This is a genomic window from Streptomyces nodosus, from assembly GCF_008704995.1.
GTDB classification, from domain to species: domain Bacteria; phylum Actinomycetota; class Actinomycetes; order Streptomycetales; family Streptomycetaceae; genus Streptomyces; species Streptomyces nodosus.
In genome coordinates, this window is sequence record NZ_CP023747.1 from 4,045,780 (window position 1) to 4,071,878 (window position 26,099).

A 26,099-nucleotide genomic window follows, 5' to 3' on the forward strand; every position below is an offset into this window, starting at 1 on the left:
AGTACGTCGCAGGCCCGCCGGAGGCAACCGGCGGGCCTGCGGGATCTCACCCGACCGGGGGGCGCGAGGGCGCGCGTCGGCAGCGCCTCGAACGGGACGAGCGCTGACGGCTTCGCGTCGGAGGTGCGCCCGACCTGCACATCAACGCTCCCGCCGCATCAAGTAGTTGAACAGATGCGCTGCCGGGTCCCCAATGGGATGGAAACCCTATGAACTTGGGTAAAAACGCTGTGAACACGGCTCGGTTCATGGTTCTCTCTCAACCGTCAGCGCGGTCCCGGACGCCCGTCCTGAAGGCGCTTTGCCCGGCCGGGCCGACCCGGACGGCGCGCCCGACCGGCTGAGCCGGGCGAACCCCCGGCGCCGGCCGGGGCGTGCCGGAACCTCTCCTCTTTTTGCGTGCTAGCGGAGCCGATCCATGCTCACGACCCTGAACACCTCGTACACCGACACGCGTGCGGCCGACCTCGCCTGGACCCTGGGGCGCGAGCCGCTGCCCGCGCTTGCCACGCTCGATCTGGAACTGGCCGGTGCTCAGCTCCAGTTGAGACTCCTCGGCGCGTCCCACCAGGTACTGCTGGAGGAGGAGCAGGGCAGATGTTCGGAGACGGTGGCGTGCATCGCGGGCTCCAGCGCCCCCCTGCCGGTGGGCGTCGCCGAGCGGGTGGGGGACTGGGAGTACGAGTTCGCCGCCCATGTCGAGGTGCTGTCCCCCCGTTCCTTCGCGGGCCGCGCCCAGGAGTTGCTGGCCCTGGTCTCCGACCATCCCCACGGGCTGGCCGGCGTCTTCCCCGGCAGCCCGCACGCCTTCACCGCGATGCTGGCCCGGCGCCACGAGGGCCAGGTCCACTGGCGCACCTGGCACGCCTATCCGCAGGACGGCCAGTTGGTGGCGACCCGCACCCGGGTCGGCGTCAGGATGCCGTCCGCACAGTTGAGCCCGTCCGGTGTATGAGGCGGAGCCGACGATTCCGGCGGCGGCCAGGCGTCCCGAAGGCACCCTCGCGCCCGTAGTTCCACACCTGTGGGTGACAAACTGCAATGCAGTCGTGACGTAGCGTTCCTATCGTGATCGAACCGCACGCGCCCGCACCGACCGGCCCGCCCCGCACCCGGGGCGAGGCCGGCCGGAGTCAGGCGCGGCTGCCCGTGCGCCCCACGACCGGACGGTTCCTCGTCCTCGCCGGGGTGTTCGTCTGCGCGGCCTGCGGCCTGGTGTACGAGCTCGAACTGGTCGCCCTGGCCTCGTATCTGATCGGCGACTCCGTCACCCAGGCCTCGGTCGTGCTGTCCGTGATGGTCTTCGCGATGGGCATCGGCTCGCTCGCCGCGAAGCGGTTGCGCTGCCGGGCCGCGGCCGGCTTCGGCGCGGTGGAGGCGGCGCTCGCCCTGGTCGGCGGCTGCAGTGCGATGGCGCTGTACGCGGTCTTCGCCTGGACCGGCGACTGGGGCGGTGTCCGGTCCGGGGGCCCGCGCTGTCTGCTGGTGGGCTTCTCGCTGGCGATCGGCCTGCTCATCGGCGCCGAGGTGCCGCTGTTGATGGAGCTGATCCAGCGCATCCGCCGCCAGGACGCGGGCGGCGCGGTCGCCGATCTGTTCGCGGCGGACTATGTGGGCGCGCTGGTCGGCGGGCTCGCCTTCCCTTTTCTGCTGCTGCCCCAGCTCGGCCAGCTCACCGGCGCCCTGCTCACCGGCGCGGTCAACTCGGTCGCGGGCGGCGCGCTGGTGCTCGGACTGTTCCGGCGGGATCTGTCCCGCCGCGGCCGGCGGCTGCTTCTGATCGCCAACCTCGCGGTGCTGGGCGTGCTCGCCGCGGCGGCCGTCCTGGTCGACGACTTCGAGCGGGCGGCCCGCCAGGCGGTCTACGGCGGACAGGTACGGGTCGCGCTGCGCACCGGGGTCCAGGAGGTGGTGCTGACCGGCGGGGGCCCCGGGCATCCCGTCGCCCTCTTTCTCGACGGGCGGCCGCGGCCGGCCGGCCGGGACGGGAGCCGTTTCCGGGAGGCGCTGGTGCGCCCCGCGATGAGTGGCGGCCCGCATGCGCGGGTGCTGGTCCTCGGCGGCGGCGACGGCCTGGCCACCCGCGAGGTGCTGCGGCTGCCCGGGGTGGAGCGGGTCGAGGTGGTCGACCCCGATGCCGCCCTGGTCCGGCTGGCGCGCCGCGATCCGGCCCTGTCCGCGCTGAACGGCCGTGCCTTCGCCGATCCGCGCGTCCAGGTGCGCACCGACGATGTGTTCCGCCGGCTCAGACAGACGCACCAGGCGTACGACGTGGTGATCGCGGACCTTCCCGACCCGACCCTCACCGCGAGTACGAAGCTGTACTCGCAGGAGTTCTACGGGCTGGCCCGTCGCACGCTGGCCCCCGGAGGCCGACTGGTGGTGCACACGGGCCCGGTGACCTCGCGCCCCCGCGTCCTCTGGACGGTTGAGGCGACGCTGCGCGCGGCGGGCCTGGACCCGGTCCCCTATCGCGTCGCCGGGCGGGCCCCCGGTTCCGCGCGGCGCCCCGGCGGCTCGGCGGAAACGTCCGGGGCTGCGCGGGACTGGGGGTTCGTGCTCGCCGCCCGTGACCGTCCCGCCCTGACCCTGGACCCGCACGGACCGCGTCCGCGCACCCTGACCCCGCAGTCGCTGCGGGCGGACGCGCGGGCGGCGGCGCGCACCCGGGTGCGGGGTCTGAAGCCGTCGACACTGGTGCACCCGCGGTACCCGGACTGAGCAGGAGCGCGCACCGGGGAGCGCTGGTCGCGCTCGGCCGTGCGAATGACGCCGAGGAGGGGGACGCGCCGGGGCGCTCGTGGGTAGGCTCGGCAGGTATGGAGCATGAGGTGTTCGTTCCGGTTTCTGCCGAGCGGCTCAGGGAGGCGCTCGCCGATCCCGCCCGGGTGGCCCGCGCGATCCAGGGACTCCACCAGGAGGCGGGGGCGGAGCGCGTCACCGGCCGTCTGCGGATGCGCATCGCCGGCCACACGATCACCTACCGGGGTTCACTGCGGGTGACGGGCCGGGCCGACGGCTCCTATGCGATGGAGGCCGAGGGCACGGAGGCCCGCGGCACCGGCACCGCGAAGCTCTCCCTCCTTGTGCGCCTGCTCCCGGCCGAGGGCGGCGTCACGCTCGCCTTCACGGGCACGGCCGTCGCCGACGGCCGGATCGCGGAACTGCCCGGGGACGCGGTGGCCTCGGCGGGGGCACGACTGCTGGGACGCTTCGCGGAGGACCTGGGCGCCGAGGCGCTGACGGATCCGGGAGCCGGGGACACGACGGCACCGACGGGCGTGGAGGAGACGGCTCCGCGTGCCGCTGCGGCGTCGGCGGAGGCCGGGGGCGAGTCCGCTGACACCCCGTCGGCGGGGGCGCCCGGCGGGCAGCCGGAGGGCGCGGTGCCGCCTGGTGCCGACGGTGAGCGGGCGGCGGAGACGCCCGCCGCGGAGTCGGGGGACGCGTCGCGGGAGGCGTCCGGCGGGGACTTCGGGGAACCCCACGATGCCTCCGAGGAACCTCCGGCCGCACCGTCCGTCTTCGACACCGAGATCCCTCCGTCGTCCCTCGACCCGTTCGCCGATGAGGGCGATGAGGGCGATGAGGGCGATGAGGGCGATGAGGGCGACGAGGGCGAGGAGGAGTACGGGAGCGACCATGACGGCGACCACACCGGCGGCCTCACCCCCGACGGCTTCGACGGTCGCGGGAGGCCCGCCCCGGTCCCCTCGGCGTTCGACGGCGGGGACCCTCAGGCCGAGGCGGCACACGCCCGGCGCACGATGATCGGCCGGAGCGCCGAGGAGGTCGACCACGCACCCCCGCGCGGCCGCTACGCCCCCGTCCCCGCCCCGGAGACGGTGACGGCCACCGCGACTCTGCGCTGGGCGGCCCCGGCGGCGGCCCTGGTCCTCGCGTCCGCGATCGTGGCGGGCCGGCTGCTGCGCCGCCGTCGCTGACCGGGCGGGCCCCGCGCGCCGATGCCCGCGTACGTTCCCTTCAACGGCCAAGTAGGGTCGGCCTCGTGAGTAACGACGAGATCACGTTGGCCGCGGGAGACGCGGAAGTCGTGCTGGCACCGGCGAACGGCGGGCGGGTGCGCAGTCTGCGCGTCGGCGGTGCGGAACTGCTGCGGCAGGGCGAGCGGTTCGGGTGCTTCCCCATGGTCCCCTGGTGCGGGCGGCTCCGGGACGGCATGTTCCGGGACGGCGGTGCGGTCCACCGGATGCCTCTCAACGCCCCTCCGCACGCCATTCACGGCACCGTACGGGACGGCGCCTGGCGGGTGGCCCGCGCCGGTGGCGACGAGGCCGTCCTCACCTGTGACCTGGGCGCCCCCTGGCCCTGGGCCGGCCGGGTCACCCAGCTCGCCGCGCTCACCGGGGACTCCCTGACGCTCACCATGTCGGTGGAGACGTACGACTCCTCGTTCCCGGCCCAGATCGGCTGGCACCCCTGGTTCAACCGCACCCTCGGCGGCGAGGAGGTGCGCGTCGACTTCAGCCCCGCCTGGCAGGAGGAGCGCGGCGACGACCATCTGCCCACCGGGAACCGCATCGACCCGAAGCCCGGCCCCTGGGACGACTGCTTCGGCATGCCCGGCGGCGTCGACGTCACCCTCACCTGGCCCGAGCAGCTGGAACTGAGGGTCACCAGCCGGGAGGAGTGGGTCGTCGTCTACGACGAGCAGCGGGAGGCGGTGTGCGTGGAGCCGCAGACCGGTCCGCCGGACGGTCTCAACACCCTTCCGCGCCTGGTCACCCCCATCGAGCCGCTGGAGGCCACGATGACCTGGAGCTGGCGCGGCCGGTGAGACGCGGGGGGTCCCGGGTCCCGGGGCGCCCGTAAGCTGACTCGTATGAGTGACGTCTACGCAGCAACGCCGTCCGGTGCCCGCGACGCCCTGCTCCAGCAGATCAAGGACAAGGCCGTGGTGCACGGCACGGTGACCCTCTCCTCGGGTCTGGAGGCCGACTACTACATCGACCTGCGCCGGATCACCCTCGACGGAGAGGCCGCCCCGCTGGTCGGCCAGGTGCTGCTGGACCTCACCGCCGACCTGGACTTCGACGCGGTCGGCGGGCTCACCATGGGGGCGGACCCGGTCGCGGCCGCCATGCTGCACGCGGCCGCCGCGCGCGGCAAGAAGCTGGACGCGTTCGTGGTCCGCAAGGCCGCCAAGGCGCACGGTCTGCAGCGGCGCGTGGAGGGCCCGGAGATCAAGGGCCGCAGGGTCCTGGTCGTCGAGGACACCTCCACCACCGGAGGCTCCCCGCTCACGGCGGTGGAGGCGGTGCGCGAGGCCGGGGCCGAGGTGGTCGCGGTGGCCACGATCGTCGACCGGGACACGGGCGCGGCCGAGAAGATCCAGGAGGGCGCCGGGGTGCCCTATCGCTTCGGCTACGCGAAGGACGAACTGGGCCTGGACTGACGGCGGTCCACGGCGTCACGCGGGTGCCGGGGTCCGTCACGGGGGTGACGGGTTCGTACCCGACGGGGGAGTTGTCCACAGGCCCGTGCGCTCAGGCCTGAGCATCGGGCCAAGTCTGGAAAGATGGGGACGACGATGATGTCGCACCCTAGGTCAGGGCCGTAAGCAGAGCCGTACGCAACCCGCACATACAAGGAGCGGACAGATGCCCATCGCAACCCCCGAGGTCTACAACGAGATGCTCGACCGGGCGAAGGCAGGCAAGTTCGCCTACCCGGCCATCAACGTGACATCGACCCAGACCCTGCACGCCGCGCTGCGCGGCTTCGCGGAGGCCGAGAGCGACGGCATCGTCCAGATCTCGACGGGTGGCGCCGAGTTCCTGGGCGGCCAGTACGACAAGGACATGGTCACCGGTGCCGTGGCCCTGGCGGAGTTCGCCCACATCGTCGCCGAGAAGTACCCGGTCAACATCGCGCTGCACACGGACCACTGCCCCAAGGACAAGCTCGACGGGTATGTGCGTCCGCTGCTCTCCATCTCCGAGGAGCGGGTGTCCCGCGGTGAGAACCCGCTCTTCCAGTCCCATATGTGGGACGGCTCCGCGGAGACCCTCGCCGACAACCTGAAGATCGCCCAGGAGCTGCTGGAGCGCACCCGCGCCGCCCGGATCATCCTCGAGGTGGAGATCACCCCGACCGGTGGCGAGGAGGACGGCGTCTCCCACGAGATCAACGACTCCCTCTACACCACGCCCGAGGACGCGATCCGCACCGCCGAGGCGCTGGGCCTGGGCGACAAGGGCCGCTATCTGCTGGCCGCGTCCTTCGGCAATGTGCACGGCGTCTACAAGCCGGGCAATGTCGTCCTGCGCCCCGAGCTGCTGAAGGACCTGAACGAGGGCGTCGCCGCCAAGTTCGGCCGGCCGGCCGGCAGCCAGCCGTTCGACTTCGTCTTCCACGGCGGTTCCGGCTCGACCGAGCAGGAGATCCTGACGGCGCTGGAGAACGGCGTGGTCAAGATGAACATCGACACCGACACCCAGTACGCCTTCACGCGTCCGGTCGCCGACCACATGTTCAGGAACTACGACGGCGTGCTGAAGGTCGACGGCGAGGTCGGCTCCAAGAAGACCTATGACCCGCGCACCTGGGGCAAGCTCGCGGAGACGTCGATGGCCAAGCGTGTCATCGAGGCCTGCGGCAACCTCCGGTCGAGCGGTACGAAGATCAAGTAACCGGATCCCGGTTCTTCTTCTCTCCCTCCGACGGGCCCGGCGCCACCACCATGGCGCCGGGCCCGTCGTGCGCCCTGCCCGGGGGCTCCTCGTGCGCCCTGGCGGGGCGCGTCGTACGCCCGACGTCGAGGCCGGCTTCCCGGGCGGCGGGGCGCGCGGGATGATCGGGCCATGGCCGTCCCCGTGCGCCGAACCCCCGCCGTCAGGATCTCCTCCGCCACCGGGAAGTGGATCCTTCTGACCACGGTGCTCGGCTCCAGCATGACCCTGCTGGACTCCACCGTCGTCAATGTCGCCCTGCCCCGCATCGGCAAGGACCTCGACGCGGATCTCGCCGCCCTCCAGTGGACCGTCAACGCCTATCTGGTCACGCTCGCCGGGCTGATCCTCCTCGGCGGTGCCCTCGGCGACCGCTTCGGCCGGCGCAAGGTCTTCGTCGTCGGAGTGGTCTGGTTCGCCGGTGCCTCCCTGCTCTGCGGACTGTCCCCGGACGCGACGTTCCTGGTCGCCGCGCGTGCCCTCCAGGGCGTCGGCGGCGCCCTGCTGACCCCCGGCTCGCTCGCGCTCATCCAGGCGTCCTTCCATCCGGACGACCGTGCGCGGGCGGTCGGTCTGTGGTCCGGCTTCGGCGGCATCGGCGCCGCCGCCGGCCCGTTCCTCGGCGGCTGGCTGGTGGACGGGCCCGGCTGGCGCTGGGTCTTCCTGCTCAATGTCCCGCTGGCTCTGCTGTGCGCGCCCGTCGCCGTCAGACATGTACCGGAGTCCGGCGGGGAGAGTGCTCCGGCCGAAGCCGGGCGGGGCCGCGGACGCTTCGACGTCCTCGGCGCCGCGCTGGGCGCCCTGGCCCTCGCCCTGGTCACCTACGCGCTGACCGAGGCACCGAACGGCTCCCGGACCGTGGCCGCCGTCACCGCGGCCGCGGGCGTGGCGGCGGGCGTCGCCTTCGTCCAGGTCGAGAGGCGCCGCGCCGCCCCGATGATGCCGCTGGACATCTTCGCCTCCCGCACCTTCACGGCGGTCAATCTGGTGACCCTCTGTGTCTACGCGGCCTTCGGCGGCTTCTTCTTCCTCACCGCGCTCCAGCTCCAGGTGGTGGCGGGCTACTCCCCGCTGCGGGCCGGTGCGGCTCTGCTGCCCACCACCGTGCTGATGCTGCTCTTCTCGGCCCGCTCGGGTTCCCTCGCCAAGCGGATCGGCCCGCGCATTCCGCTCACCGTGGGGCCCCTGCTGTGCGCGACGGGCATGCTGCTGATGCTGCGCGTCGGGAAACATGCCTCGTACGCCGGCGACGTGCTGCCCGCGCTGCTGGTCATGGGCGCGGGAATGGTCACCCTGGTGGCACCGCTGACCGCCACCCTGCTCGCCTCGGTGGACACCGCCAGGGCGGGCCTGGCCAGCGGCATCAACAACGCGGCGGCCCGCGCGGCCGGCCTGGTCGCGGTGGCCGCGCTGCCGCTGCTCACCGGGATGGGCCCCGAGGCGCCTCAGGTGCCGGATGCGTTCGACGCCGCCTTCCGCCGGGCGATGCCGCTGTGCGCGGCCGTCCTGGTGGCCGGGGCGGTGCTGGCCCTCGCGACCGTGCGCCGCCCTCCGGAGGACGGCCGCGGTCCCGAGTGCCGCACCCACGGCTGGGTCACGGCGCCGCCCCTGGAGCCCCGGCGGGGGCCCCGGACCTCCGGCCCCGGCGGGACCCGATGACCCCGGCTGAGTGGCACGGGCCGGGCCCGATGACCCCGGGCGAGCGGCACCGGCCGGTGGCGGCGGGGCGCCCGCGGAACGGTGCGCTCCGGAGGCCGTAGGCCACCGTTACCGATCAAGGGCCATGCCGCACACTGAACTCATGACCCTTCACGAGAACCTGCTCGGGGGCCCGCCCCCGACCCACCTCCCCGACGACCCGGAGCCGCGTGAGCTGCTCGCCGACGGCACGGCGCCCGCCGATGTCGCCGCGCGGTACCCCGCCTCCTCGCTCGCCTGGGCTCAGCTGGCCGACGACGCGTTCCAGCGGGGCGCGGTCGTCGAGTCGTACGCCTATGCGCGCACCGGCTACCACCGTGGCCTGGACGCCCTGCGCCGCAGCGGCTGGAAGGGCCACGGGCCGGTGCCCTGGGAGCACGAGCCCAACCGCGGCTTTCTGCGGGCCCTGCACGGCCTCGCCCGGGCCGCGCAGGGGATCGGGGAGCAGGAGGAGTACGAGCGCTGCACCCAGTTCCTGAAGGATTCCTCGCCGACGGCCGCCCAGACGCTGGGCTGACGGGGTGACGGTCCGACGGCCGACGGCCGGATGAACCGAGGGACGGTCCGACGGCCACGGACCCTGCCGTGCGGGCCTCGACGGCTCTGGTCCGGCAGCCCTGACGCGTGAAGAGGCCCGCCTGTGACGGGGCGGGCCTTGCGGGGCAGAAGGTGATTGCGCAGGATGCCGGTGGGGACCGGGGCCCCCGTGCCGGCATCGGCAGGGGCGGACCGCTACCCGGAAACACCATCAGGAGACAGCGATGTCCCAACCGGCTCATCAGTCCCGAGAGACTCAGGAGCCCGAGACTCCGCATCTCGACTTCCAGGGCACCACGCCGTACGAGGACTATGTCCGGGCGGATGTGCTCACCCACCTCCAGCACACCCTCTCCGAGGATCCCGGAGAGATGGTCTTCCTGGTCACGACCCAGGTGATGGAGCTGTGGTTCACGGTCGTCGTCCATGAGTGGGAGACCGCGGCGCGGGCCCTGCGCGAGGACCGGGTACCGGTGGCGATCGACGCGTTGAAGAGGTCCGTACGGGAACTGGAGGCGCTGAACGCCTCCTGGCAGCCGCTCGCCCAGCTGACCCCGGCGCAGTTCAACTCCTATCGCTCGGCCCTCGGGGAGGGCTCCGGCTTCCAGTCGGCGATGTACCGCCGTATGGAGTTCCTGCTCGGCGAGAAGTCCGCGTCCATGCTGGTGCCGCACCGGGGCGCGCCGCGCGTCCACGCCGAGTTGGAGAAGGCGCTGCACGAGCCCTGCCTCTACGACGAGGTGCTGCGGCTGCTCGGCCGACGCGGGCACCCGGTCCCGGACGCGGTGCTGCGGCGTGACGTCTCCCGGCGCTATGAACCCTCGGACGAGGTCGAGGCGGTGTGGACCGCCCTCTACGCCGGGGACCAGACGGATGAACTCCTCCGGCTGGGCGAGGCGCTGACCGATGTGGCCGAGCTGGTGTGGCGCTGGCGCAACGACCATCTGCTCGCCACCCGGCGCGCGATGGGCGCCAAGGCCGGAACGGGTGGTTCCGCCGGGGTGGCCTGGTTGGAGAAGCGCGCCCAGAAGAACGTCTTCCCCGAGCTGTGGACGGCGCGATCGCATGTCTGACCTGGAGCTGAGGGCAAGGGAACGGGACGCGGCCGACCCGCTGGCCGCCGTACGCGCGAGGTTCGTGCTCGACGAGGCCGTCTATCTGGACGGCAACTCGCTGGGTGCGCTGCCGGCCGCCGTGCCGGGCCGGATGGAGGACGTGGTCCGCAGACAGTGGGGCTCACTGCGGATCAGGTCCTGGGACGAGAGCGGCTGGTGGACGGCGCCGGAGCGGATCGGTGACCGGATCGCCCCGCTGGTCGGGGCCGCGCCCGGGCAGATCGTGGTGGGCGACTCGACCAGCGTCAATGTCTTCAAGGCGCTGGTGGCGGCCGTACGTCTGGCCAGGGGGACCGCGGGGGCCGAAGGCGGCCGGGACGAGATCGTGGTCGACGCGACCACGTTCCCCACGGACGGATACATCGCCGGGTCGGCGGCGCGGATGACCGGCTGCACCCTGCGGCCGGTCGCCCCGGCCGAGGTGCCGGACGCGCTGGGTGACCGCACGGCCGCGGTGCTGCTGAACCATGTCGACTACCGCACGGGCCGGCTGCACGATCTGCCCGGGCTGACGGCCGCGGTGCACGCGGCGGGCGCGGTGGCGGTCTGGGACCTCTGCCACAGCGCGGGCGCGCTTCCGGTGGGCCTGGACGAACACGGGGTCGACCTGGCGGTCGGCTGCACCTACAAATATCTGAACGGGGGCCCCGGCTCCCCGGCGTATCTGTATGTGCGGCGGGAACTGCAGGACCGCTTCGACTCCCCGCTGCCGGGCTGGAACTCGCACGCGGAACCCTTCGGCATGCGGGCGGACTACGAACCGGCGGCGGGCGCGCCCCGCGGTCGTGTCGGCACCCCGGACATCCTGTCCATGCTCGCCCTGGAGGCGGCGCTCGAGGTGTGGGACGGCGTCTCGGTCGACGCGGTCCGCGCCAAGTCCCTCGCGCTCACGGACTTCTTCCTGGAGTGCGTGGCGGCCTACGCCCCCGAGGGCGCGGTCGAGTCGTTGACGCCCGCCGCGCACGCGGAGCGGGGCAGCCAGGTGGCGCTGCGCTGCCCCGACGCGGGCGAGGTGATGAAGCGGCTGATCGCGAGCGGAGTGGTCGGCGACTACCGCCCGCCGGATGTGCTGCGCTTCGGGTTCACACCGCTGTATGTGGGCTTCGCGGACGCGGAGCGGGCGGCCCGGATCCTGGCGGACACGCTGTCCTGACGGCACGTGGGGTGCGACGGCGGCCGTGCCCGGCCGCCGTCGCAGCACGTGGACCCCCGGGCTCATGTCACCCGCCTGATACCGTCCCCGCCGACGACTGGTCGGCTTTCGGCCAGGTGTACGTATGCCGTTTCGCCGCTGAGAGGTGGGAGCATGCCGGACGAGGTGAGCCGGGAGGCCGCCGAGGCACGTGACGCCGCGGAAGAGGCGTTCGCCTTCTCCCACCCCCCGGTGGAACCCGGTGCCACCGCCCCCTACGGGGACCACCCCGACCAGGTGATCGACTTCTATGCCCCCCGGGGACCCGGACCGGCCGAGGCACCCGGGACCGGGGGCCCCGCACCGCTCGTCGTCGTTCTGCACGGCGGGGCGTGGCGTGCGCCGTACGACCGTCGGCACATCACCCCGTTCGCGGACTTCCTGGCCCGCCGGGGCTTCGCCGTGGCCAATGTCGAGTACCGCAGGGGCGCATCCGGTACGGACCGGACGGACGGTGCAGGGGGCCCGGACACTGGCGGGAGCGGACCGGTGGCGGGTCGCTGGCCCGAGACGTTCGACGATGTCGCGGCGGCCCTCGACGCGCTGCCGGCGCTGGTCCGCGAGGCGCTGCCGGACGCCGATCCCCGCCGCACGGTGATCACCGGGCACTCGGCGGGCGGCCATCTCGCGCTGTGGGCCGCCGCCCGCCATGTCCTCCCGGCGGACTCCCCCTGGCGCACGGACCGCCCTGCCCCGCTGCGCGGAGTGGTGGCGCTCGCCCCGATCGCGGACCTCCAGGTCGCCGGGGAGCTGGCGGTGTGCGGGGGCGCGGCGGTCCAGCTCCTGGGCGGCGAGGCCCTGTTCGAGGAGCGCCGGCCGTACGCCGACCCGGCTCTGCTGCTGCCCACCGGCATCGCCACCACCCTCGTCCAGGGGCGTACGGACATCGTGGTGCCGCGGGCGGTCGCCGAGGCGTACGCCGGGGCGGCGGCGACTGCGGGCGAGGTCGTCGGGCTCACCCTCCTGGAGGGGGCGGGCCATTTCCCCCTGATCGACCCGGCGGCGGACGCCTGCGCGGTGGTGGCGGAGGAGATCGCGCAGCTGGCGTGGTAGCCGCCGGCCGGATCCTTCCCGGGCGACCCTGAGGAACCCCTGTCATCCCTGTCATCCCTGAGAGCTACCTCTCAGGTGAGTCCCCTGGCATGACGCCGACGACGCGTCACGCTCCGTAACTTCCCTTCCGTGACGGCCCGATGAGCGGGCCGAGGAAGGGGAGGACGCCATGGCGTTCCCGGGGAGGACTCCGACCGCGGGCGCGGGCGCGGACGGGCGGGCGCCTCAGGGGCCGCCCACCGGAGGCGGGGCGTGGGGCCGCGGGAGACGACGACCCGGCCGGCCGCGTCTCGGCCGACTGCGCCGGGCCCTGCTCGCCGCGCTGGTCACGGGTGCCGTGGTGGTGCCTCTCTCGGCCGCCGGGCGCCCCGGGATCCCGGCCCCGCCGCCGGCCGTGCTCGCCCCGCTCTCGAGGGCCGCGCTCACCGGGATCTACGAGGCGAACCGCGCCGACGCGGCCGAGGCGTCCCGCCGGGCGGCGGCCCACGGCGACCACGGCCGCGCCGCGACGGACCGCGCCATGGCCTCCCCGACCCGTCGGCTGCTGGCCTTCGACGGCCGGGGCACGGGCCGGGTGACCGAGGTCCTGGGCGAGCTGACCACGGCGGACCACATCGCGGTCCTGGTCCCGGGCGCCGACACCACGCTGGACAGCTACGGCCGTCTCCGTGCGGGCGCACTCGCCCTGTACCGCGCGACGGGCCCGCGCACCGCGGTCATCGCCTGGCTCGGGTACGACACACCCCGCACACTCAGCACCGCCGCGCTCACCACCACCCGGGCCGAGCGGGCCGCCCCGCTGCTGGAGCGGTTCCTGAGCGAGCTGCGTGGCGCTCTGGGCCCGTCGCCCGGCATCTCCCTGGTCTGCCACTCCTACGGCTCGGTGGTGTGCGCCCGCGCGGCCGGCACCGCCGAGGCCAGGGACATCGCCCTGATCGGCAGCCCCGGCACCGGCGCGGACTCCGTCGCCGCCCTGCACACCCGGGCGCGCGTCTGGGCGGCCCGTGGTGCCGACGACTGGATCGCGGACGTGCCCCATCTGCGCGCCGGCCTGTTCGGCACGACCCTCGGTTTCGGCACCGACCCGGTCTCCCCGGCCTACGGCGCCCGGGTCTTCGCCGCGGGCGACGGCGGCCACAGCGACTACTTCAGACCGGGCTCGGCATCCCTGGCCAACCTCGCGCACATCGTCCTCGGCGAGACCTCGGAGGTGACCCGTGCCTGACCGGAACCCGGGGGAGGACGTCCCCCACGCGATACACGCCCGCACTCCGGACGCCACGGACCCCGGGGAGACGGCGGTACCCGTTCCCCGCCTCCCGCGCTCTGCGGAAGCCACGGGCTTCGGGGAGGCGGCGGTACGAGCGCCGCGCGCCCCGGACGCCGCAAGCACCGGGGAGGCGGCCGTACCCGCTCCGCGACTCCCGCGTTCTGCGAATGCCACAGGCACCGGGGAGGCGGCCGTACCTGTGCCGCGTCTCCCGTGCTCTGCGGAGGCTGCGGATCCTGGGGAGGCGGCGGTACGGGTGCCGCGTCCTCTGCGTACTTCGGACGCTGCGGATCCTGGGAAGGCGGCCGTACGGGTGCCGCCGCCCCTGCGGTCTTCGGGGGGCACGGGCATGGGGGAGGCGGCCGTACCTGTGCCGTGTCTCCCGCGTTCTGCGGAGGCTGCGGGTTCCGGGGAGGCGGCGGTGCAGGTGCCGCGGCCCCTGCGGTCTCCGGATGTCACAGGCACCGGGGAGGCAGACGTACCCGTGCCGTGCCCCCCGCGTGCCCCTGACGCCCCAGGCGCCGGGAAGGTGGCCGCACGTGTCCCGCGTCCTCTGCGTGCCCTGGACGCGATACGCACCGCCGCACACCGGACGGACGCGGCCACCCCCGCCGGGCGGGACCGTGCCGTCGACGCGCTGCGGGCCGTCGCGATCCTCGGTGTGGTCCTGGGCCACTGGCTGGTGACCGCCCTGGTCGCGGACGGCGGGGCGCTGCGCACCGCGAGCCCGCTGCACTTCATGCCCTGGCTCGCCCCGATCTCCTGGGCCTTTCAGACGCTTGCCGTGTTCTTCCTGGTGGGCGGGCATGTGGCCACCAAGGGGTATGCGTCGGCACGTGCGCGGGGCGTCACCTACGGGCGGTGGCTGGGCACCCGTCTGGCCCGGCTGTTCAGGCCCGTCGTGGCCATGGTGGCCCTGTGGACGGTGGCGGCGTGCTGTCTGCTCCTGTCCGGCGCGGACACCGGCACGGTGCACACCCTGGTGAAGCTGGCCCTGTCGCCGCTGTGGTTCCTGCTGGTCCTCGCGGTCCTGACGGCGGCGACACCGCTGCTGGCCCGCCTCAACCCCCTGTGGCCGCTGGCCGTCGTCCTCCATGTGGACCTCGTCCGCTTCGGACTCGGCGGCCCCTCCTGGCTCGGCTGGCTGAACCTGCCCGCGGGCTGGCTGGTGCCGTACACCCTGGGTGCGGCCTGGACGCGGGGCGAGCTGGAGGGCCGTCGCGCTGGCCGGGTGCTGCTGGTGGGCGGCGCGGCGGCGACGGCGGCCCTGGTGGCCTGGGCCGGATATCCGGCGTCGATGGTCGGCGTCCCGGGCGCCCCGGTCTCGAACCTCGACCCGCCGACCCTCGCCGCCGTCACCTTCGGTGTGGCCCAGTGCGGACTGGCGCTTTTGCTGCGCGAACCGCTGCGCCGCCTGATGCGCCGGCGCCTGCTCTGGGCGGCGGTGGCCCTGGTGAACCTCTCCGCGATGACGATCTTCCTCTGGCATCAGACGGCCCTGATGGCGACCACGGCGACCGGGCTCCTGGCGGGCCGTCTGCCGGGGCTGCACACCGTCCCGGACGGCCCGGTCTGGGTGGCGGCCCGCCTTGTCTGGCTCCCGGTGTTGGCCCTCGGCCTCGCCCTGTGTCTGTCCGCCTTCCGTACCTGGGAGCAGCCGTACGGGAGCACCCGTAGTACCTGAGAAGGATCCTGAGGAACCCCTCTCACCGGTGACGACCGCGCCCTCTTTCCGGCCTACCTTTCTGATGTGACCGAGACGACCCAGACGCAGACGACTCCGGACGGTGCCTTCGCCCCGTACAAGCCGCGCAGCGCCGAGTACCGGGCGGCCGCGGACCTGCTGGGCGGGCTGCGGCAGGACCTGTTCCACGACGCCTTCGCCTACCGCCCGCTGCTCCCCGCCGGTGGAGAGAGCCCGCCGGGCGGCCGGGTGCGGAGGTACATGGCCTGGAGGCGGCACGCCCTGGTGGTGGCGGCCGGTCTGGTGGCGATGTTCGTCGCCCTGACGCGGGACGGCGGCGGGACGGCCACCCTGTCCGGCCTGCTGGCCCTGGGCCCGGTGCTGCTGACGCTGTCCCGCCCGGTCGGCGCCTTCTGGGCGTCCCTGGTGGCGACCACGTTCGCGGCGGCCCTGGCCCCGGGCTGGTCGGTCGGGCCGTGGCCGCCCGGGAGCCTCGTCTCCCACCTGGTGGTGGTGACGGTCGTGGCGATACGCACCCGGCCGCGCACGGCGGCGTGGATGTGGGTCCTCACCGCGGTCTACGGCTTTTTCACCGATGGGTTCTTCGGCGGGAACCGCTTCAACACCAACACCCAGCCCGTGCTGGTCGTCTCCGCCATCGCGCTGCTGTCGGTCACCGTCTGGCACATCCGCCTCAACGCCGAGCAGAAGGTGACCGCCCAGCAGAGCGAGACCGCGCACGAGCGCTCCCGCCGCACCCTGCTGGAGGAGCGCACCACGATCGCCCGGGAACTGCACGACGTGGTGGCCCATCACATGTCGGTGGTCGCCATCCAGGCGGAGGCCGCGCCCTACCGCGTGGAGAACCCGCCGCCGGAGCTGGAGAAGGCCTTCGCCACGATCCGGGAGAACGCGGTGGCGGCCCTGACCGAGCTCCGCCGGGTCCTCGGTGTCGTACGGGCGGAGGACTACGAGGCCCCGGACGCCCCGCAGCCGACCCTCGCCGATCTGGACGGTCTGCTGACCAATGTGCGGGGCGCGGGCCTGACCGTGGAGAAGGCGGTCACCGGCGCGGTGCGGGAACTTCCGCAGGGCGTCGAGCTGTCGGCGTACCGCATCGTGCAGGAGGCGCTGAGCAACACCCTGCGGCACGCCCCGGGAGCCTCGGCCCGGGTGGAGATCGGCTATGTGCTCGGCGGGCTGGGGCTGCGCATCGTCAACGGCCCGGCGCCGCGGGTGCTGCTGGAGAAGTCCACGCACGGCGCGGGGCACGGGATCACCGGCATGCGGGAGCGGGTCTCGATGCTCAACGGCGAGATGACGGCGGGAGAGACGGACGACGGAGGGTACGAGGTGGCGGTGTTCCTGCCCGTGGCCAGGGCGGAGGACGCCGTATGAGCGGCGGCACCGTCCGGGTACTGATCGCCGACGACCAGATGATGGTCAGGGAGGGCTTCTCGGTGCTGCTGGGTGCCCAGCCCGACATCGAGGTCGTCGGGGAGGCCGTCGACGGCCGGGACGCGATCGCGCAGGTCCGTGAACTCGCCCCGGACGTCGTGCTGATGGACATCCGCATGCCGGAGCTGAACGGCATCGAGGCGACCCGGGAGATCGTCGCCGCGGACGGCTCGGCGAAGGTGCTGGTGCTGACGACGTTCGACCTCGACGAGTATGTGTACCAGGCGCTGCGGGCGGGGGCCTCCGGCTTTCTGCTCAAGGACGCCTCCGCACGGCAACTGGCCGAGGGCGTCCGGGTGGTGGCGGCCGGCGAGGCACTGCTGGCCCCCTCGGTGACCCGGCGGCTGATCACCGAGTTCTCCAAGCTCTCCGACGGGCCGCGCCCGGGCCGCGCCGCACAGGCGGCGTACGGGGACCTGACCGAGCGGGAGACGGAGGTGCTGGTCCTCATCGCGCACGGTCTGTCGAACGTGGAGATCGCCGAGCGCCTGGTGGTGGCCGAGTCGACGATCAAGACCCATGTGAGCCGGATCCTGGTGAAGCTGGGGCTGCGGGACCGCACCCAGGCGGCGGTGTTCGCGTACGAGGCGAGGCTGGTGACGCCGGGCTGACCCCGCGCGCGGCGGGGCCGGTGTGCGGGAGACACCTCTGGTCAGGGAGGGGGAGGCCGGGTTAGCGTCCGCACATGGCCCTCCGTTCCGACCTCGCGTTCGACCCCTGGGACCCGGCGTTCCTCGCCGACCCGTACCCCGCCTACGCCGAGCTGCGCGCCCGGGGGCGGGTGCACCGCTACGAGCCCACCGATCAGTGGCTGGTCCCGCATCACGCGGATGTGTCGGCGCTGCTGCGCGACCGGCGCCTGGGCCGGACGTACCAGCACCGCTTCACCCACGAGGACTTCGGCAGGACGGCGCCGCCGCCCGAGCACGAGCCGTTCCACACGCTCAACGACCACGGCATGCTCGACCTGGAGCCCCCGGACCACACCCGGATCCGGCGGCTGGTGTCCAAGGCGTTCACCCCGCGCACGGTGGAGCGGCTCAAGCCCTATGTGCAGCGGCTGGCCGGCGAACTGGTGTCCCGACTGGTGGAGGCGGGCGGCGGCGATCTGCTGGCGGACGTCGCCGAGCCGCTGCCCGTCGCGGTGATCGCCGAGATGCTGGGCATCCCGGAGGCGGACCGTGCGCCGCTGCGCCCCTGGTCGGCGGACATCTGCGGGATGTACGAGCTGAACCCGCCGGAGGAGACGGCGCGCCGGGCGGTGCGGGCGTCGGTGGAGTTCTCCGCCTATCTGCGGGAACTGATCGCCGAGCGTCGCAGGAACCCGGGGGAGGACCTGATCTCGGGTCTGATCGCGGCACATGACGAGGGGGACCGGCTCACCGAGCAGGAGATGATCTCGACCTGTGTGCTGCTGCTGAACGCGGGCCACGAGGCGACCGTGAACGCGACGGTCAACGGCTGGTCGGTGCTGTTCCGCCACCCGGAGCAGCTGGCGGCGCTGCGCGCGGACCACTCCCTCGTCCCGTCCGCGATCGAGGAGCTGATGCGCTACGACACCCCGCTCCAGCTCTTCGAACGCTGGGTGCTGGAGGACATCGAGATCGACGGCGTCACGATCCCCCGGGGCGCGGAGATCGCGATGCTGTTCGGCTCGGCCAACCATGATCCGGCGGTGTTCGACGCCCCGGAGAAACTGGATCTGACCCGCAGGGACAACCCGCACATCTCCTTCAGCGCGGGCATCCACTACTGCATCGGCGCACCGCTCGCCCGGATCGAGCTGGCGGCGTCCATGACGTCGCTGCTGGAGCAGGCCCCGACGCTGCGTCTGGCGGCGGAGCCGAGGCGGAAGCCGAACTTTGTGATCCGGGGGCTTGAGGGGCTGAGCGTGGAGATCGGCTGACCACCGGTCCGCACATGGGGCCGGGCCTTTCCGAGGAACATGAGGAACAGGCGAACGCCTCGGACGTCCGAGGCGTTCGCCTGCCCCGGCCTGTCGGCCCGGCCGCCGTCAGGCCGTCATGTCCCGCCTGCGCAGCCCCAGCAGTCCCCCGGCCACCAGCAGCGCGGCGATTCCGGTCAGCGTCAGCACGGGTGTCCACGCCATGTGCGGACCCGGCAGCTTCGGCAGATGACCGTACGGGGACAGGTCCAGCACGATCTGAGGGACGTCCAGCGCGGGGCCGACCCAGCCGATCAGCAGCGCCGCCCCGGCCACGCCCCACGCCACCACCGCGCCCCGCGGCAGCACGCCGTACAGCAGGACCGCCAGTCCGCCGATCACCCATACCGCCGGGAGCTGCGCCAGGCAGGCGCCCAGGATCGGGCCGGTCTCCCGGCCGTGGCCCGCGGCGAAGCCCAGGCCCGCCAGCACCATGATCAGCGCGGAGCCGCCGAAGGCGATCACCAGATGACCGGCGGCCCAGCGCAGCCGCCCCACCGCGTTCGCCAGCACCGGTTCCGCCCGGCCCGAGGACTCCTCGCCGTGCAGCCGCAGTACCGAGGAGACGATGTACAGGGCCGCGACCAGGCCCATCATCCCCACCGTCGCGGCGAGGAAGGCGTCTGTCAGTCCGGACTGGCCGCCCATCCGGGTGAAGATCTCACGGGCCTTGTCGTTGTCGGCGACGAGGTCCGTCGCGCCGTCGACCATGCCGCCGTAGACGGCCCCGGCGACGAAGAACCCCACGCTCCAGCCGAGCACGCCCCCGCGCTGAAGCCGCCAGGCCAGGGCGGCTGCCGAGCCCAGGCGGCCGGTGGCGGGGCCGGGCCGTGTCGGCAGGAAGCTCATGCCGAGGTCACGGCGTCCGGCGAGGGCGTACGCCACCGCGCCCTGGAGCAGCGCCGCCGCCGCGAACAGCAGCAGCACCCACCAGCGTTCGCCGGCGTAGGGGCGGGTGTTCTCCAGCCAGCCGAGCGGTGACAGCCAGGTCGGCACCGACGAGCCGTCGTTCGTGCCCGCGTCGCCCGCCGCGCGCAGCACGAAGGCGGCACCCAGCACCGCGCCGGTCAGCCCCCGGGCCAGCCGTGCGCTCTCGGTCAGCTGGGCGACGATCGCCGCCATGGTGGCGAACACCATGCCCACACCGCCGATCCCCAGGCCCAGGGCCAGCGCCCCCGCGACGCCCTGCCCGGCGAGACCGACCGTGATCACCAGGGCCAGCAGGGCGTTCGTGGCCGCCGCCGCGAGCAGTGCCGCCGTCAGCGGGGCGCGCCGCCCCACCATCGCCGACGAGATCAGTTCCTGCCGTCCGCTCTCCTCCTCGTCGCGGGTGTGCCGGACGACGACGAGCAGGCTCATCACCGCGGCCAGCAATGCGGCGTAGAGGCCGGCGCGCCAGGCGGTGAGCGCCCCGATGGAGTCACCGAGGAGCGGTCCGACCATCGCCCGCAGTGAGGAGTTGGCGGACATCTGGGCGACCAGGGCGGTGCGTTCGGCCGCGGTGCCGTACAGGCCCTCGAGGGTGTTCGGCATCGACAGCACCATCAGGGCGTCGACCGCGATCCAGAGCGGGATCATCACCCGGTCCCGGCGCAGCGCGAAGCGCAGCAGTGTTCCCGTACCGGCGAGTTGACGGGATCCCCCGTCCCGTACGGCGAAGGCGGACGCCACGGCGGTCATCGGTCCCCCAGGCTGTCGGTCCCGCCGGTGCGGACGGCCGCCCCCACCGTCTCCCCGCCCCCGGTGCCGGAGGAGGGCCCGTCCTGGTAGTGCCGCAGGAACAGCTCCTCCAGCGTCGGGGGCGTCGACCTGAGCGAACGCACCCCCGACTCGCTCAGCGACCGCAGTACCGCGTCCAGCTTGTCGGTGTCGACCTGGAGCCTGATCCGGTGCCCCTGGACGTCGAGGTTATGGACCCCGGGCAGCGCGGCCAGTCCGTCGGGCGGGCCGACCAGTTCGGCGCTGACACTGGTACGGGTCAGATGGCGCAGGTCCGCCAGCGAACCGCTCTCGACCGTGCGGCCCTTGCGGATGATGCTCACCCGGTCGCAGAGTTCCTCGACCTCGCTGAGGATGTGCGAGGACAGCAGGACCGTCCGGCCGCGCTCGCGCTCCTCCTCGACGCACCGCCGGAAGACCTCCTCCATCAGGGGGTCGAGGCCCGAGGTCGGCTCGTCCAGGATCAGCAGGTCCACGTCCGAGGCGAAGGCAGCGACCAGGGCGACCTTCTGGCGGTTGCCCTTGGAATAGGTCCGTCCCTTTTTGCTCGGGTCCAGTTCGAACCGCTCGATCAGGCTCGCCCGGCGCCGCTGGTCGAGACCTCCGCGCAGCCTCCCGTAGAGGTCGATGACCTCGCCTCCGGAGAGGTTGCGCCACAGGGTGACGTCCCCGGGGACATAGGCGACCCGGCGGTGCAGATCCACCGCGTCCGCCCAGGGGTCGCGGCCGAGTACCTGGGCGGCGCCGGAGTCGGCGCGCAGCAGACCCAGCAGGACCCGGATGGTGGTGGATTTCCCGGCGCCGTTCGGGCCCAGGAAACCATGGACCTCGCCGGTCTCGACCTCGAGGTCGAGACCGTCCAGCGCGTGCGTCCGCCCGAACGACTTGTGCAGTCCGGAGACGGTGATGGCCTTCGTCATGCTTCGGAAGGTACGCTTCTTTCAGAAACTTGTGAAGTTAAGGAAGCGTATAAACCGCGGGTAGACTCGGAAGTGCGTCCGACGAGGGGAGACGATCCAGGGATGACGGAGCTGAAGCCGGTGGAGCAGGGGCGGGACCCGGAGGCGGTCTCGCGCTTTGTCGAGCACTTCGCCGCGCAGCTCGTCGAGGCGGGCGTGCCACGCATGCCGGCCCGTGTCTTCGGCGCGTTGCTCGCCTCCGACACCGGCACCCTCACCTCCGCCGAGCTGGGTGAGCAGCTGAAGATCAGTCCCGCCGCGGTGTCCGGGGCGGTGCGCTATCTGGCGCAGGTCCATCTGGTCTCCCGGGAGCGGGAGCCCGGTTCGCGCCGGGAGCGGTACCGGGTGCACAGCGAGCAGTGGTACGAGGCGCTCACCAGCCGGGAGGCGGTCATCAAGCGCTGGGAGGACGCCTTGCGCACCGGTGTCACCACCCTGGGTGCCGACACCCCGGCGGGCGGGCGGCTCGCGGAGACCCTCGCCTTCTTCGAGTTCATCGAGACCGAGATCGCGGCCGTGATGGAGCGCTGGCGCGCACACCGGGACGAGATCTTCGGAACGGACTGAGGGGCCCGCGTCGGCAGACTCAACGGCTGACACATCGGCAGACACGCCGGCAGGCATCCCGACGGCGCGCCCCGGTGGCCGTCAGGGCCCCGCGGCCCCGCCGGCCACGGGCAGGGTCAGCCCCCAGGCGCCCTCGCACACCACCCAGGTGCGGGTCCGTACCGGGCCGCTCACCACGGAGTCCGCCTGGTACCGGAAATGGGCGCCGGACACCGTCACCCGTCGCCCCGAGGCGCTGAGCGGTGCCGCCTCGGCCCCCACGGAGACCGGCCGCACCTCGACCTCGGCCACCCCCGGATCCCCCGGTGTCACACACACCCCCTCCACCGGCCGGTCCAGGTCCACCAGGGTGATGCCGTCGACCTCCACCCGCAGCCGGGAGGACCCGGGCCCCGGGCGGTGCGCCGGCCGGGCCGGGCGTGCCGCCAGCGTCCGTGCCAGCGACTGCCGCACGCGCAGCCACGGCCCCACCGGTGAGGCCTCCCGGCCGTCCGCCGCGCCGTCGCGCTGGAGCGGGACGAGCGGCACGGACGGTATCCGCAAGGTCCCGAGCACCACTCCGTCGCTGTCGTCCACCAGCAGGTCCATCCGCCGCTCCACCCCGTCCAGCACGGCCCGGGCCGCCGCCACCGCCCCGGTGGGCACCCCCAGGGACCGCGCCAGCGACAGTCCGCCCCCGACCGGCACCAGCGACAGGCCGGTCGCCGCCAGTTCGCGCCGCCGGTGCAGCAGGCTCACCGTGCGGAGCAGGGCATGGTCGTCGCCCACCACCACCGGTCGTCGCGCCCCGCGGCGTTCCAGCGCCCGGGCGAATTCCTCCGGGCCCTCCGGGAGGCACACCTTGGCCGTCGCGCCCGCGCTGAGCACGTCTTTCGCGATCCGTACCGACTCACCGTCGCAGTGACGGGCGACCGGGTCGATGACCACCAGTAGCTGATCGGAAGTCGCCACCTCGGTCCTGCCTCGCTTCCTCGGGTAGCATCTTTGTGCAAGAGCCCCTTTGCGCTATTGCGCCAGGGGCTTCGTCTATTCCGGGGCATGTGGTTTGAGGGTTGCGGCCGACGACGGTCGCAGTGCACGCGGCGGTGAACCCTCCGCGTACGCCCCCCGACCCTGGACATGCCCCGCCCGGAAGGGGTGTACGCGCGTGCCCGCACTTGTGCTGCTCGGTGCTCAGTGGGGTGACGAGGGCAAGGGGAAGGCCACCGATCTGCTCGGTGGCTCGGTGGACTATGTGGTGCGCTACCAGGGCGGCAACAACGCCGGCCACACGGTTGTCGTCGGCGACCAGAAGTATGCGCTCCACCTGCTGCCTTCCGGAATCCTGTCTCCCGGATGTACGCCCGTGATCGGCAACGGAGTCGTCGTCGACCCATCGGTCCTGCTCTCCGAGCTGAGCGGTCTGAACGAGCGCGGCGTCGACACCTCCAAGCTGTTGATCAGCGGAAACGCGCATATCATCACGCCGTACAACGTCACCGTCGACAAGGTGACGGAACGCTTCCTCGGAAAGCGCAAGATCGGCACCACCGGCCGGGGCATCGGACCGACCTACGCGGACAAGATCAACCGCGTCGGCATCCGGGTCCAGGACCTGTACGACGAGTCGATCCTCACCCAGAAGGTGGAGGCGGCCCTCGACGTCAAGAACCAGGTCCTCACCAAGCTGTTCAACCGGCGTGCCATCGCCGTGGACCAGGTGGTCGAGGAGCTGCTGGACTACGCCGAGAAGATCAAGCCGTATGTCGCCGACACCGTCCTGATCCTCAACCAGGCGCTGGACGACGACAAGGTGGTCCTCTTCGAGGGCGGCCAGGGCACGCTGCTGGACATCGACCACGGCACCTATCCCTTCGTCACCTCCTCCAACCCGACCGCGGGCGGCGCCTGCACGGGCGCCGGCGTCGGCCCGACGAAGATCAGCCGCGTCATCGGCATCCTGAAGGCATACACCACCCGCGTCGGCTCGGGCCCCTTCCCGACCGAGCTGTTCGACGAGGACGGCGAGGCGCTGCGCCGGATCGGCGGCGAGCGGGGCGTGACGACCGGGCGTGACCGCCGCTGCGGCTGGTTCGACGCGGTGATCGCCCGTTATGCCACCCGGGTGAACGGCCTGACCGACTTCTTCCTCACCAAGCTCGACGTCCTGACCGGCTGGGAGCAGATCCCGGTCTGTGTCGCCTATGAGATCGACGGTGAGCGCGTCGAGGAACTCCCCTACTCCCAGACCGACTTCCACCACGCGAAGCCCGTCTACGAGTACCTCCCCGGCTGGCAGGAGGACATCACGAAGGCCAAGACCTTCGCCGACCTCCCCAAGAACGCCCAGGGCTATGTCAAGGCCCTGGAGGACATGTCCGGCGCCCCGATCTCGGCGATCGGCGTGGGCCCGGGCCGTGACGAGACGATCGAGATCAACTCGTTCCTCTGACCCGTCCTCGGACGCCGACCGGTGGCCGGTGACCAGGGACGGACCTCGTCCCCCGGTCCCCGGCCACCGGCCGTCGTCCCGGCGCCGTCCGCGATGCGGCGCGGCGGAGCGGGCCGCCGCTCGATGCGTTCCGGGCCTCAACTGAAGACGATCATCGATCCCTGGGCGAGACTCCGGGTCGCCGCCGTGTGCAGGCCGAGCCACACATGCCGCTCACGGGCGAAGGGGCTCGGGTCGTAGGGCGCGGGCGACGCCGGTTCCTCCAGCTCCGTGGGGGCGAGCGGGGGCTGGGGGGCGGCCGGCGGATTCGCCGGGTCGATGCCGATCGCCGGGGCCACCAGCTCCAGCTCCCGCAGCAGCGTCTGGGAGGAGCCCAGCGGCCCGCCGCCCGCGAGGAGTTCGTCGTTCCACAGGGGCTGCGGGAAGTCCACCGGGACATAGGCGCCCGCGTGGTCGTAGTGCCACACCAGATGCGACTGCTGGGCCGTCGACTCGAACATCTCCAGGAGCTGTTCGTAGTCACCGCCCAGCGCGTCGACCGGGTTCACGGCCAGACCGCGCACCTGAAGCAGATAGGCGCGGCGCAGAAAGTGCAGCGCCTCGTAGTCGAAGCCCGCGACCGGCGCCACCTCACCGGTCAGCCCCGGCATGTACTGGTACACCGGCACCGGCGGCAGCCCCGCCTCGCCCAGCGCCTTGTCGTAGAGGGCGAGTTCCTCCGCGAACGGATTGTCCGGTGTGTGGCACAACACGTCGACGAGCGGGACCAGCCACAGGTCACAGGCCAACAGTAAGCTCCTCGTTTCATCGGTGTGGTGCAGGCAGCGTAATGGGCGCGGGGCGGTGCGACTCAGCCGTGCAGGTCCCTTACCCACACTCCGCCGTCCTGCCCACCCGGCCGACCCACCGGCTTTGTCCGCGATCCGCCCCGGTGCTCGGCAGCGAGGGCACTCATACGGTGCCCGCGCGCTCCAGCAGGGCGAGGGAGTGTGCGTTGTACGAGGCGACGACGGCCGCCGCGGCGACAGGGTCGCGGCGGGTGAGGGCGTCGACGAGCTCGGTGTGCCCGGACCAGAGCAGGCCCCTCAGATCGCCTGCCCCGCGCAGATGCTGGACCACACAGACCCAGGACTGCACCCGCAGCCGGTGCAGGAAGTCCGCGAGATAGGGATTGCCGTACAGGGCGCTCAGCTCGCGCCAGAACCGCAGGTCGTAGCCGATGAGGATGTTCAGATCGCCTGCCGTGGCGGCACGCCCGGCCTCCTCGCCCCGGCGGCGCACCGCGGCGAGGGCGGCACGGCGATCGTCCTGCGCGGCGTCGGCAGGACCGCCGTCGACCAGACGGTGGAAGATCCCGTCGGTGACCAGGCCCCGGGCCTCGAGCATGGCGCGGTAGTCGTCGGCGGAGTAGGCGTGCACCTCGAAGCCGCGGTGCTGGACGGCGTCCAGGAGGCCCTGCGCCGACAGGTCGACCAGGGCCTCGCGGACGGGGGTCGCCGAGACGCCGTACTGTTCGGCGATCTCCTTCACCGTGAACTCCTGCCCCGGCTGCAGCCGGCCGGCCAGCACCTCGTCGCGGAGCGCGTCCGCGATCTGCTGCCGCAGGGTGCTTCGGGTGACGGCGCCATTGCCGGGCATCGTGGTCCGGGACTCCCATCCGCGTACGGGTCTGTGTTCCCAGTGCCCTGTCAAGCACTGGTCGAGCACGTCACCTTACGCGCTGGGGGCAGCCGGACCGCCGCGCACCGGGAGCGGTGCGCGGGCGCGATCCGGAAACCT

The 26,099-nt window shown here is 72.9% G+C and carries 23 protein-coding genes; 18 read left to right on the forward strand and 5 right to left on the reverse strand.

Annotation, left to right across the window (positions count from 1 at the left end; genetic code table 11):
• The first annotated feature begins 418 nt into the window (after positions 1–418).
• From CP978_RS18295 to CP978_RS18370, 16 genes are all read left to right on the forward strand, one after another.
• A complete protein-coding gene (locus CP978_RS18295; RefSeq protein ID WP_043442349.1) occupies positions 419–955 on the forward strand; it encodes a DUF2617 family protein in 537 nt (178 codons plus the stop codon).
• Between the two features lie 113 nt (positions 956–1,068).
• On the forward strand, positions 1,069–2,721 hold the full coding sequence (locus CP978_RS18300; RefSeq protein ID WP_043442351.1) for a polyamine aminopropyltransferase: 1,653 nt from the start codon (positions 1,069–1,071) through the stop codon (positions 2,719–2,721).
• 98 nt (positions 2,722–2,819) lie between these two features.
• Positions 2,820–3,944 (forward strand): SRPBCC family protein, encoded by a 1,125-nt coding sequence (locus CP978_RS18305; protein WP_043442354.1) that lies wholly within the window; start codon positions 2,820–2,822, stop codon positions 3,942–3,944.
• A gap of 65 nt (positions 3,945–4,009) precedes the next feature.
• The gene (locus tag CP978_RS18310) at positions 4,010–4,798 is read left to right on the forward strand and encodes an aldose epimerase family protein (RefSeq protein WP_043442357.1); all 789 of its coding nucleotides are present in this window, start codon (positions 4,010–4,012) and stop codon (positions 4,796–4,798) included.
• Between the two features lie 45 nt (positions 4,799–4,843).
• Complete coding sequence (gene pyrE, locus CP978_RS18315) at positions 4,844–5,416, forward strand: orotate phosphoribosyltransferase (protein ID WP_052454172.1); 573 nt, start codon at positions 4,844–4,846, stop codon at positions 5,414–5,416.
• Positions 5,417–5,621: 205 nt separating this feature from the next.
• Positions 5,622–6,653 carry a class II fructose-bisphosphate aldolase gene (gene fbaA / locus CP978_RS18320; protein ID WP_043442359.1) on the forward strand — a complete coding sequence of 344 codons (1,032 nt, stop codon included), beginning with the start codon at positions 5,622–5,624 and terminating at the stop codon, positions 6,651–6,653.
• Between the two features lie 171 nt (positions 6,654–6,824).
• Complete coding sequence (locus tag CP978_RS18325) at positions 6,825–8,351, forward strand: MFS transporter (protein WP_043442362.1); 1,527 nt, start codon at positions 6,825–6,827, stop codon at positions 8,349–8,351.
• 142 nt (positions 8,352–8,493) lie between these two features.
• Positions 8,494–8,907, forward strand: coding sequence for a DUF3151 domain-containing protein (locus tag CP978_RS18330; RefSeq protein WP_043442365.1), 414 nt, complete (start codon positions 8,494–8,496; stop codon positions 8,905–8,907).
• 244 nt (positions 8,908–9,151) lie between these two features.
• Positions 9,152–10,000 (forward strand): tryptophan 2,3-dioxygenase family protein, encoded by an 849-nt coding sequence (locus CP978_RS18335; protein ID WP_043442368.1) that lies wholly within the window; start codon positions 9,152–9,154, stop codon positions 9,998–10,000.
• Complete coding sequence (gene kynU / locus CP978_RS18340) at positions 9,993–11,195, forward strand: kynureninase (RefSeq protein ID WP_043442371.1); 1,203 nt, start codon at positions 9,993–9,995, stop codon at positions 11,193–11,195. The genes CP978_RS18335 and kynU overlap by 8 nt, the downstream gene beginning before the upstream one ends.
• A 153-nt stretch (positions 11,196–11,348) precedes the next feature.
• A complete protein-coding gene (locus tag CP978_RS18345; protein ID WP_043442374.1) occupies positions 11,349–12,287 on the forward strand; it encodes an alpha/beta hydrolase family protein in 939 nt (312 codons plus the stop codon).
• 169 nt (positions 12,288–12,456) lie between these two features.
• Positions 12,457–13,512 carry an alpha/beta hydrolase gene (locus CP978_RS18350; RefSeq protein WP_150478244.1) on the forward strand — a complete coding sequence of 352 codons (1,056 nt, stop codon included), beginning with the start codon at positions 12,457–12,459 and terminating at the stop codon, positions 13,510–13,512.
• Between the two features lie 574 nt (positions 13,513–14,086).
• A complete protein-coding gene (locus CP978_RS18355; RefSeq protein WP_063839066.1) occupies positions 14,087–15,241 on the forward strand; it encodes an acyltransferase family protein in 1,155 nt (384 codons plus the stop codon).
• Positions 15,242–15,307: 66 nt separating this feature from the next.
• Positions 15,308–16,639, forward strand: a complete 1,332-nt coding sequence (locus CP978_RS18360; protein ID WP_043442377.1) for a sensor histidine kinase — start codon at positions 15,308–15,310, stop codon at positions 16,637–16,639.
• Positions 16,636–17,310 (forward strand): response regulator, encoded by a 675-nt coding sequence (locus tag CP978_RS18365; RefSeq protein ID WP_043442379.1) that lies wholly within the window; start codon positions 16,636–16,638, stop codon positions 17,308–17,310. Before CP978_RS18360 ends, CP978_RS18365 begins: the two co-directional genes overlap by 4 nt.
• A 74-nt stretch (positions 17,311–17,384) precedes the next feature.
• Positions 17,385–18,605 carry a cytochrome P450 gene (locus CP978_RS18370; protein ID WP_043442381.1) on the forward strand — a complete coding sequence of 407 codons (1,221 nt, stop codon included), beginning with the start codon at positions 17,385–17,387 and terminating at the stop codon, positions 18,603–18,605.
• Positions 18,606–18,713: 108 nt separating this feature from the next.
• Here the strand turns inward: CP978_RS18370 and CP978_RS18375 are convergent, their stop codons facing one another.
• Entirely contained in the window at positions 18,714–20,324 is a 1,611-nt protein-coding gene (locus CP978_RS18375; RefSeq protein WP_043442383.1) for an ABC transporter permease, read from the reverse strand.
• Positions 20,321–21,283 carry an ABC transporter ATP-binding protein gene (locus CP978_RS18380; RefSeq protein ID WP_052454173.1) on the reverse strand — a complete coding sequence of 321 codons (963 nt, stop codon included), beginning with the start codon at positions 21,281–21,283 and terminating at the stop codon, positions 20,321–20,323. Before CP978_RS18380 ends, CP978_RS18375 begins: the two co-directional genes overlap by 4 nt.
• Positions 21,284–21,385: 102 nt before the next feature.
• On the opposite strand from CP978_RS18380, the gene CP978_RS18385 reads away from it, so the two are divergent.
• Positions 21,386–21,889 carry a GbsR/MarR family transcriptional regulator gene (locus CP978_RS18385; RefSeq protein ID WP_043442385.1) on the forward strand — a complete coding sequence of 168 codons (504 nt, stop codon included), beginning with the start codon at positions 21,386–21,388 and terminating at the stop codon, positions 21,887–21,889.
• Positions 21,890–21,970: 81 nt separating this feature from the next.
• Here the strand turns inward: CP978_RS18385 and CP978_RS18390 are convergent, their stop codons facing one another.
• Positions 21,971–22,840, reverse strand: a complete 870-nt coding sequence (locus tag CP978_RS18390) for a diacylglycerol kinase catalytic domain-containing protein (protein ID WP_043442387.1) — start codon at positions 22,838–22,840, stop codon at positions 21,971–21,973.
• 196 nt (positions 22,841–23,036) lie between these two features.
• Between CP978_RS18390 and CP978_RS18395 the strand changes: the two genes are divergently transcribed.
• On the forward strand, positions 23,037–24,320 hold the full coding sequence (locus CP978_RS18395; RefSeq protein ID WP_043442389.1) for an adenylosuccinate synthase: 1,284 nt from the start codon (positions 23,037–23,039) through the stop codon (positions 24,318–24,320).
• Positions 24,321–24,457: 137 nt separating this feature from the next.
• Here the strand turns inward: CP978_RS18395 and CP978_RS18400 are convergent, their stop codons facing one another.
• Both CP978_RS18400 and CP978_RS18405 read right to left on the reverse strand, forming a co-directional pair.
• On the reverse strand, positions 24,458–25,108 hold the full coding sequence (locus tag CP978_RS18400) for a hypothetical protein (RefSeq protein WP_043442392.1): 651 nt from the start codon (positions 25,106–25,108) through the stop codon (positions 24,458–24,460).
• Between the two features lie 163 nt (positions 25,109–25,271).
• Positions 25,272–25,958 (reverse strand): GntR family transcriptional regulator, encoded by a 687-nt coding sequence (locus CP978_RS18405; RefSeq protein ID WP_043442395.1) that lies wholly within the window; start codon positions 25,956–25,958, stop codon positions 25,272–25,274.
• Positions 25,959–26,099: the final 141 nt, after the last annotated feature.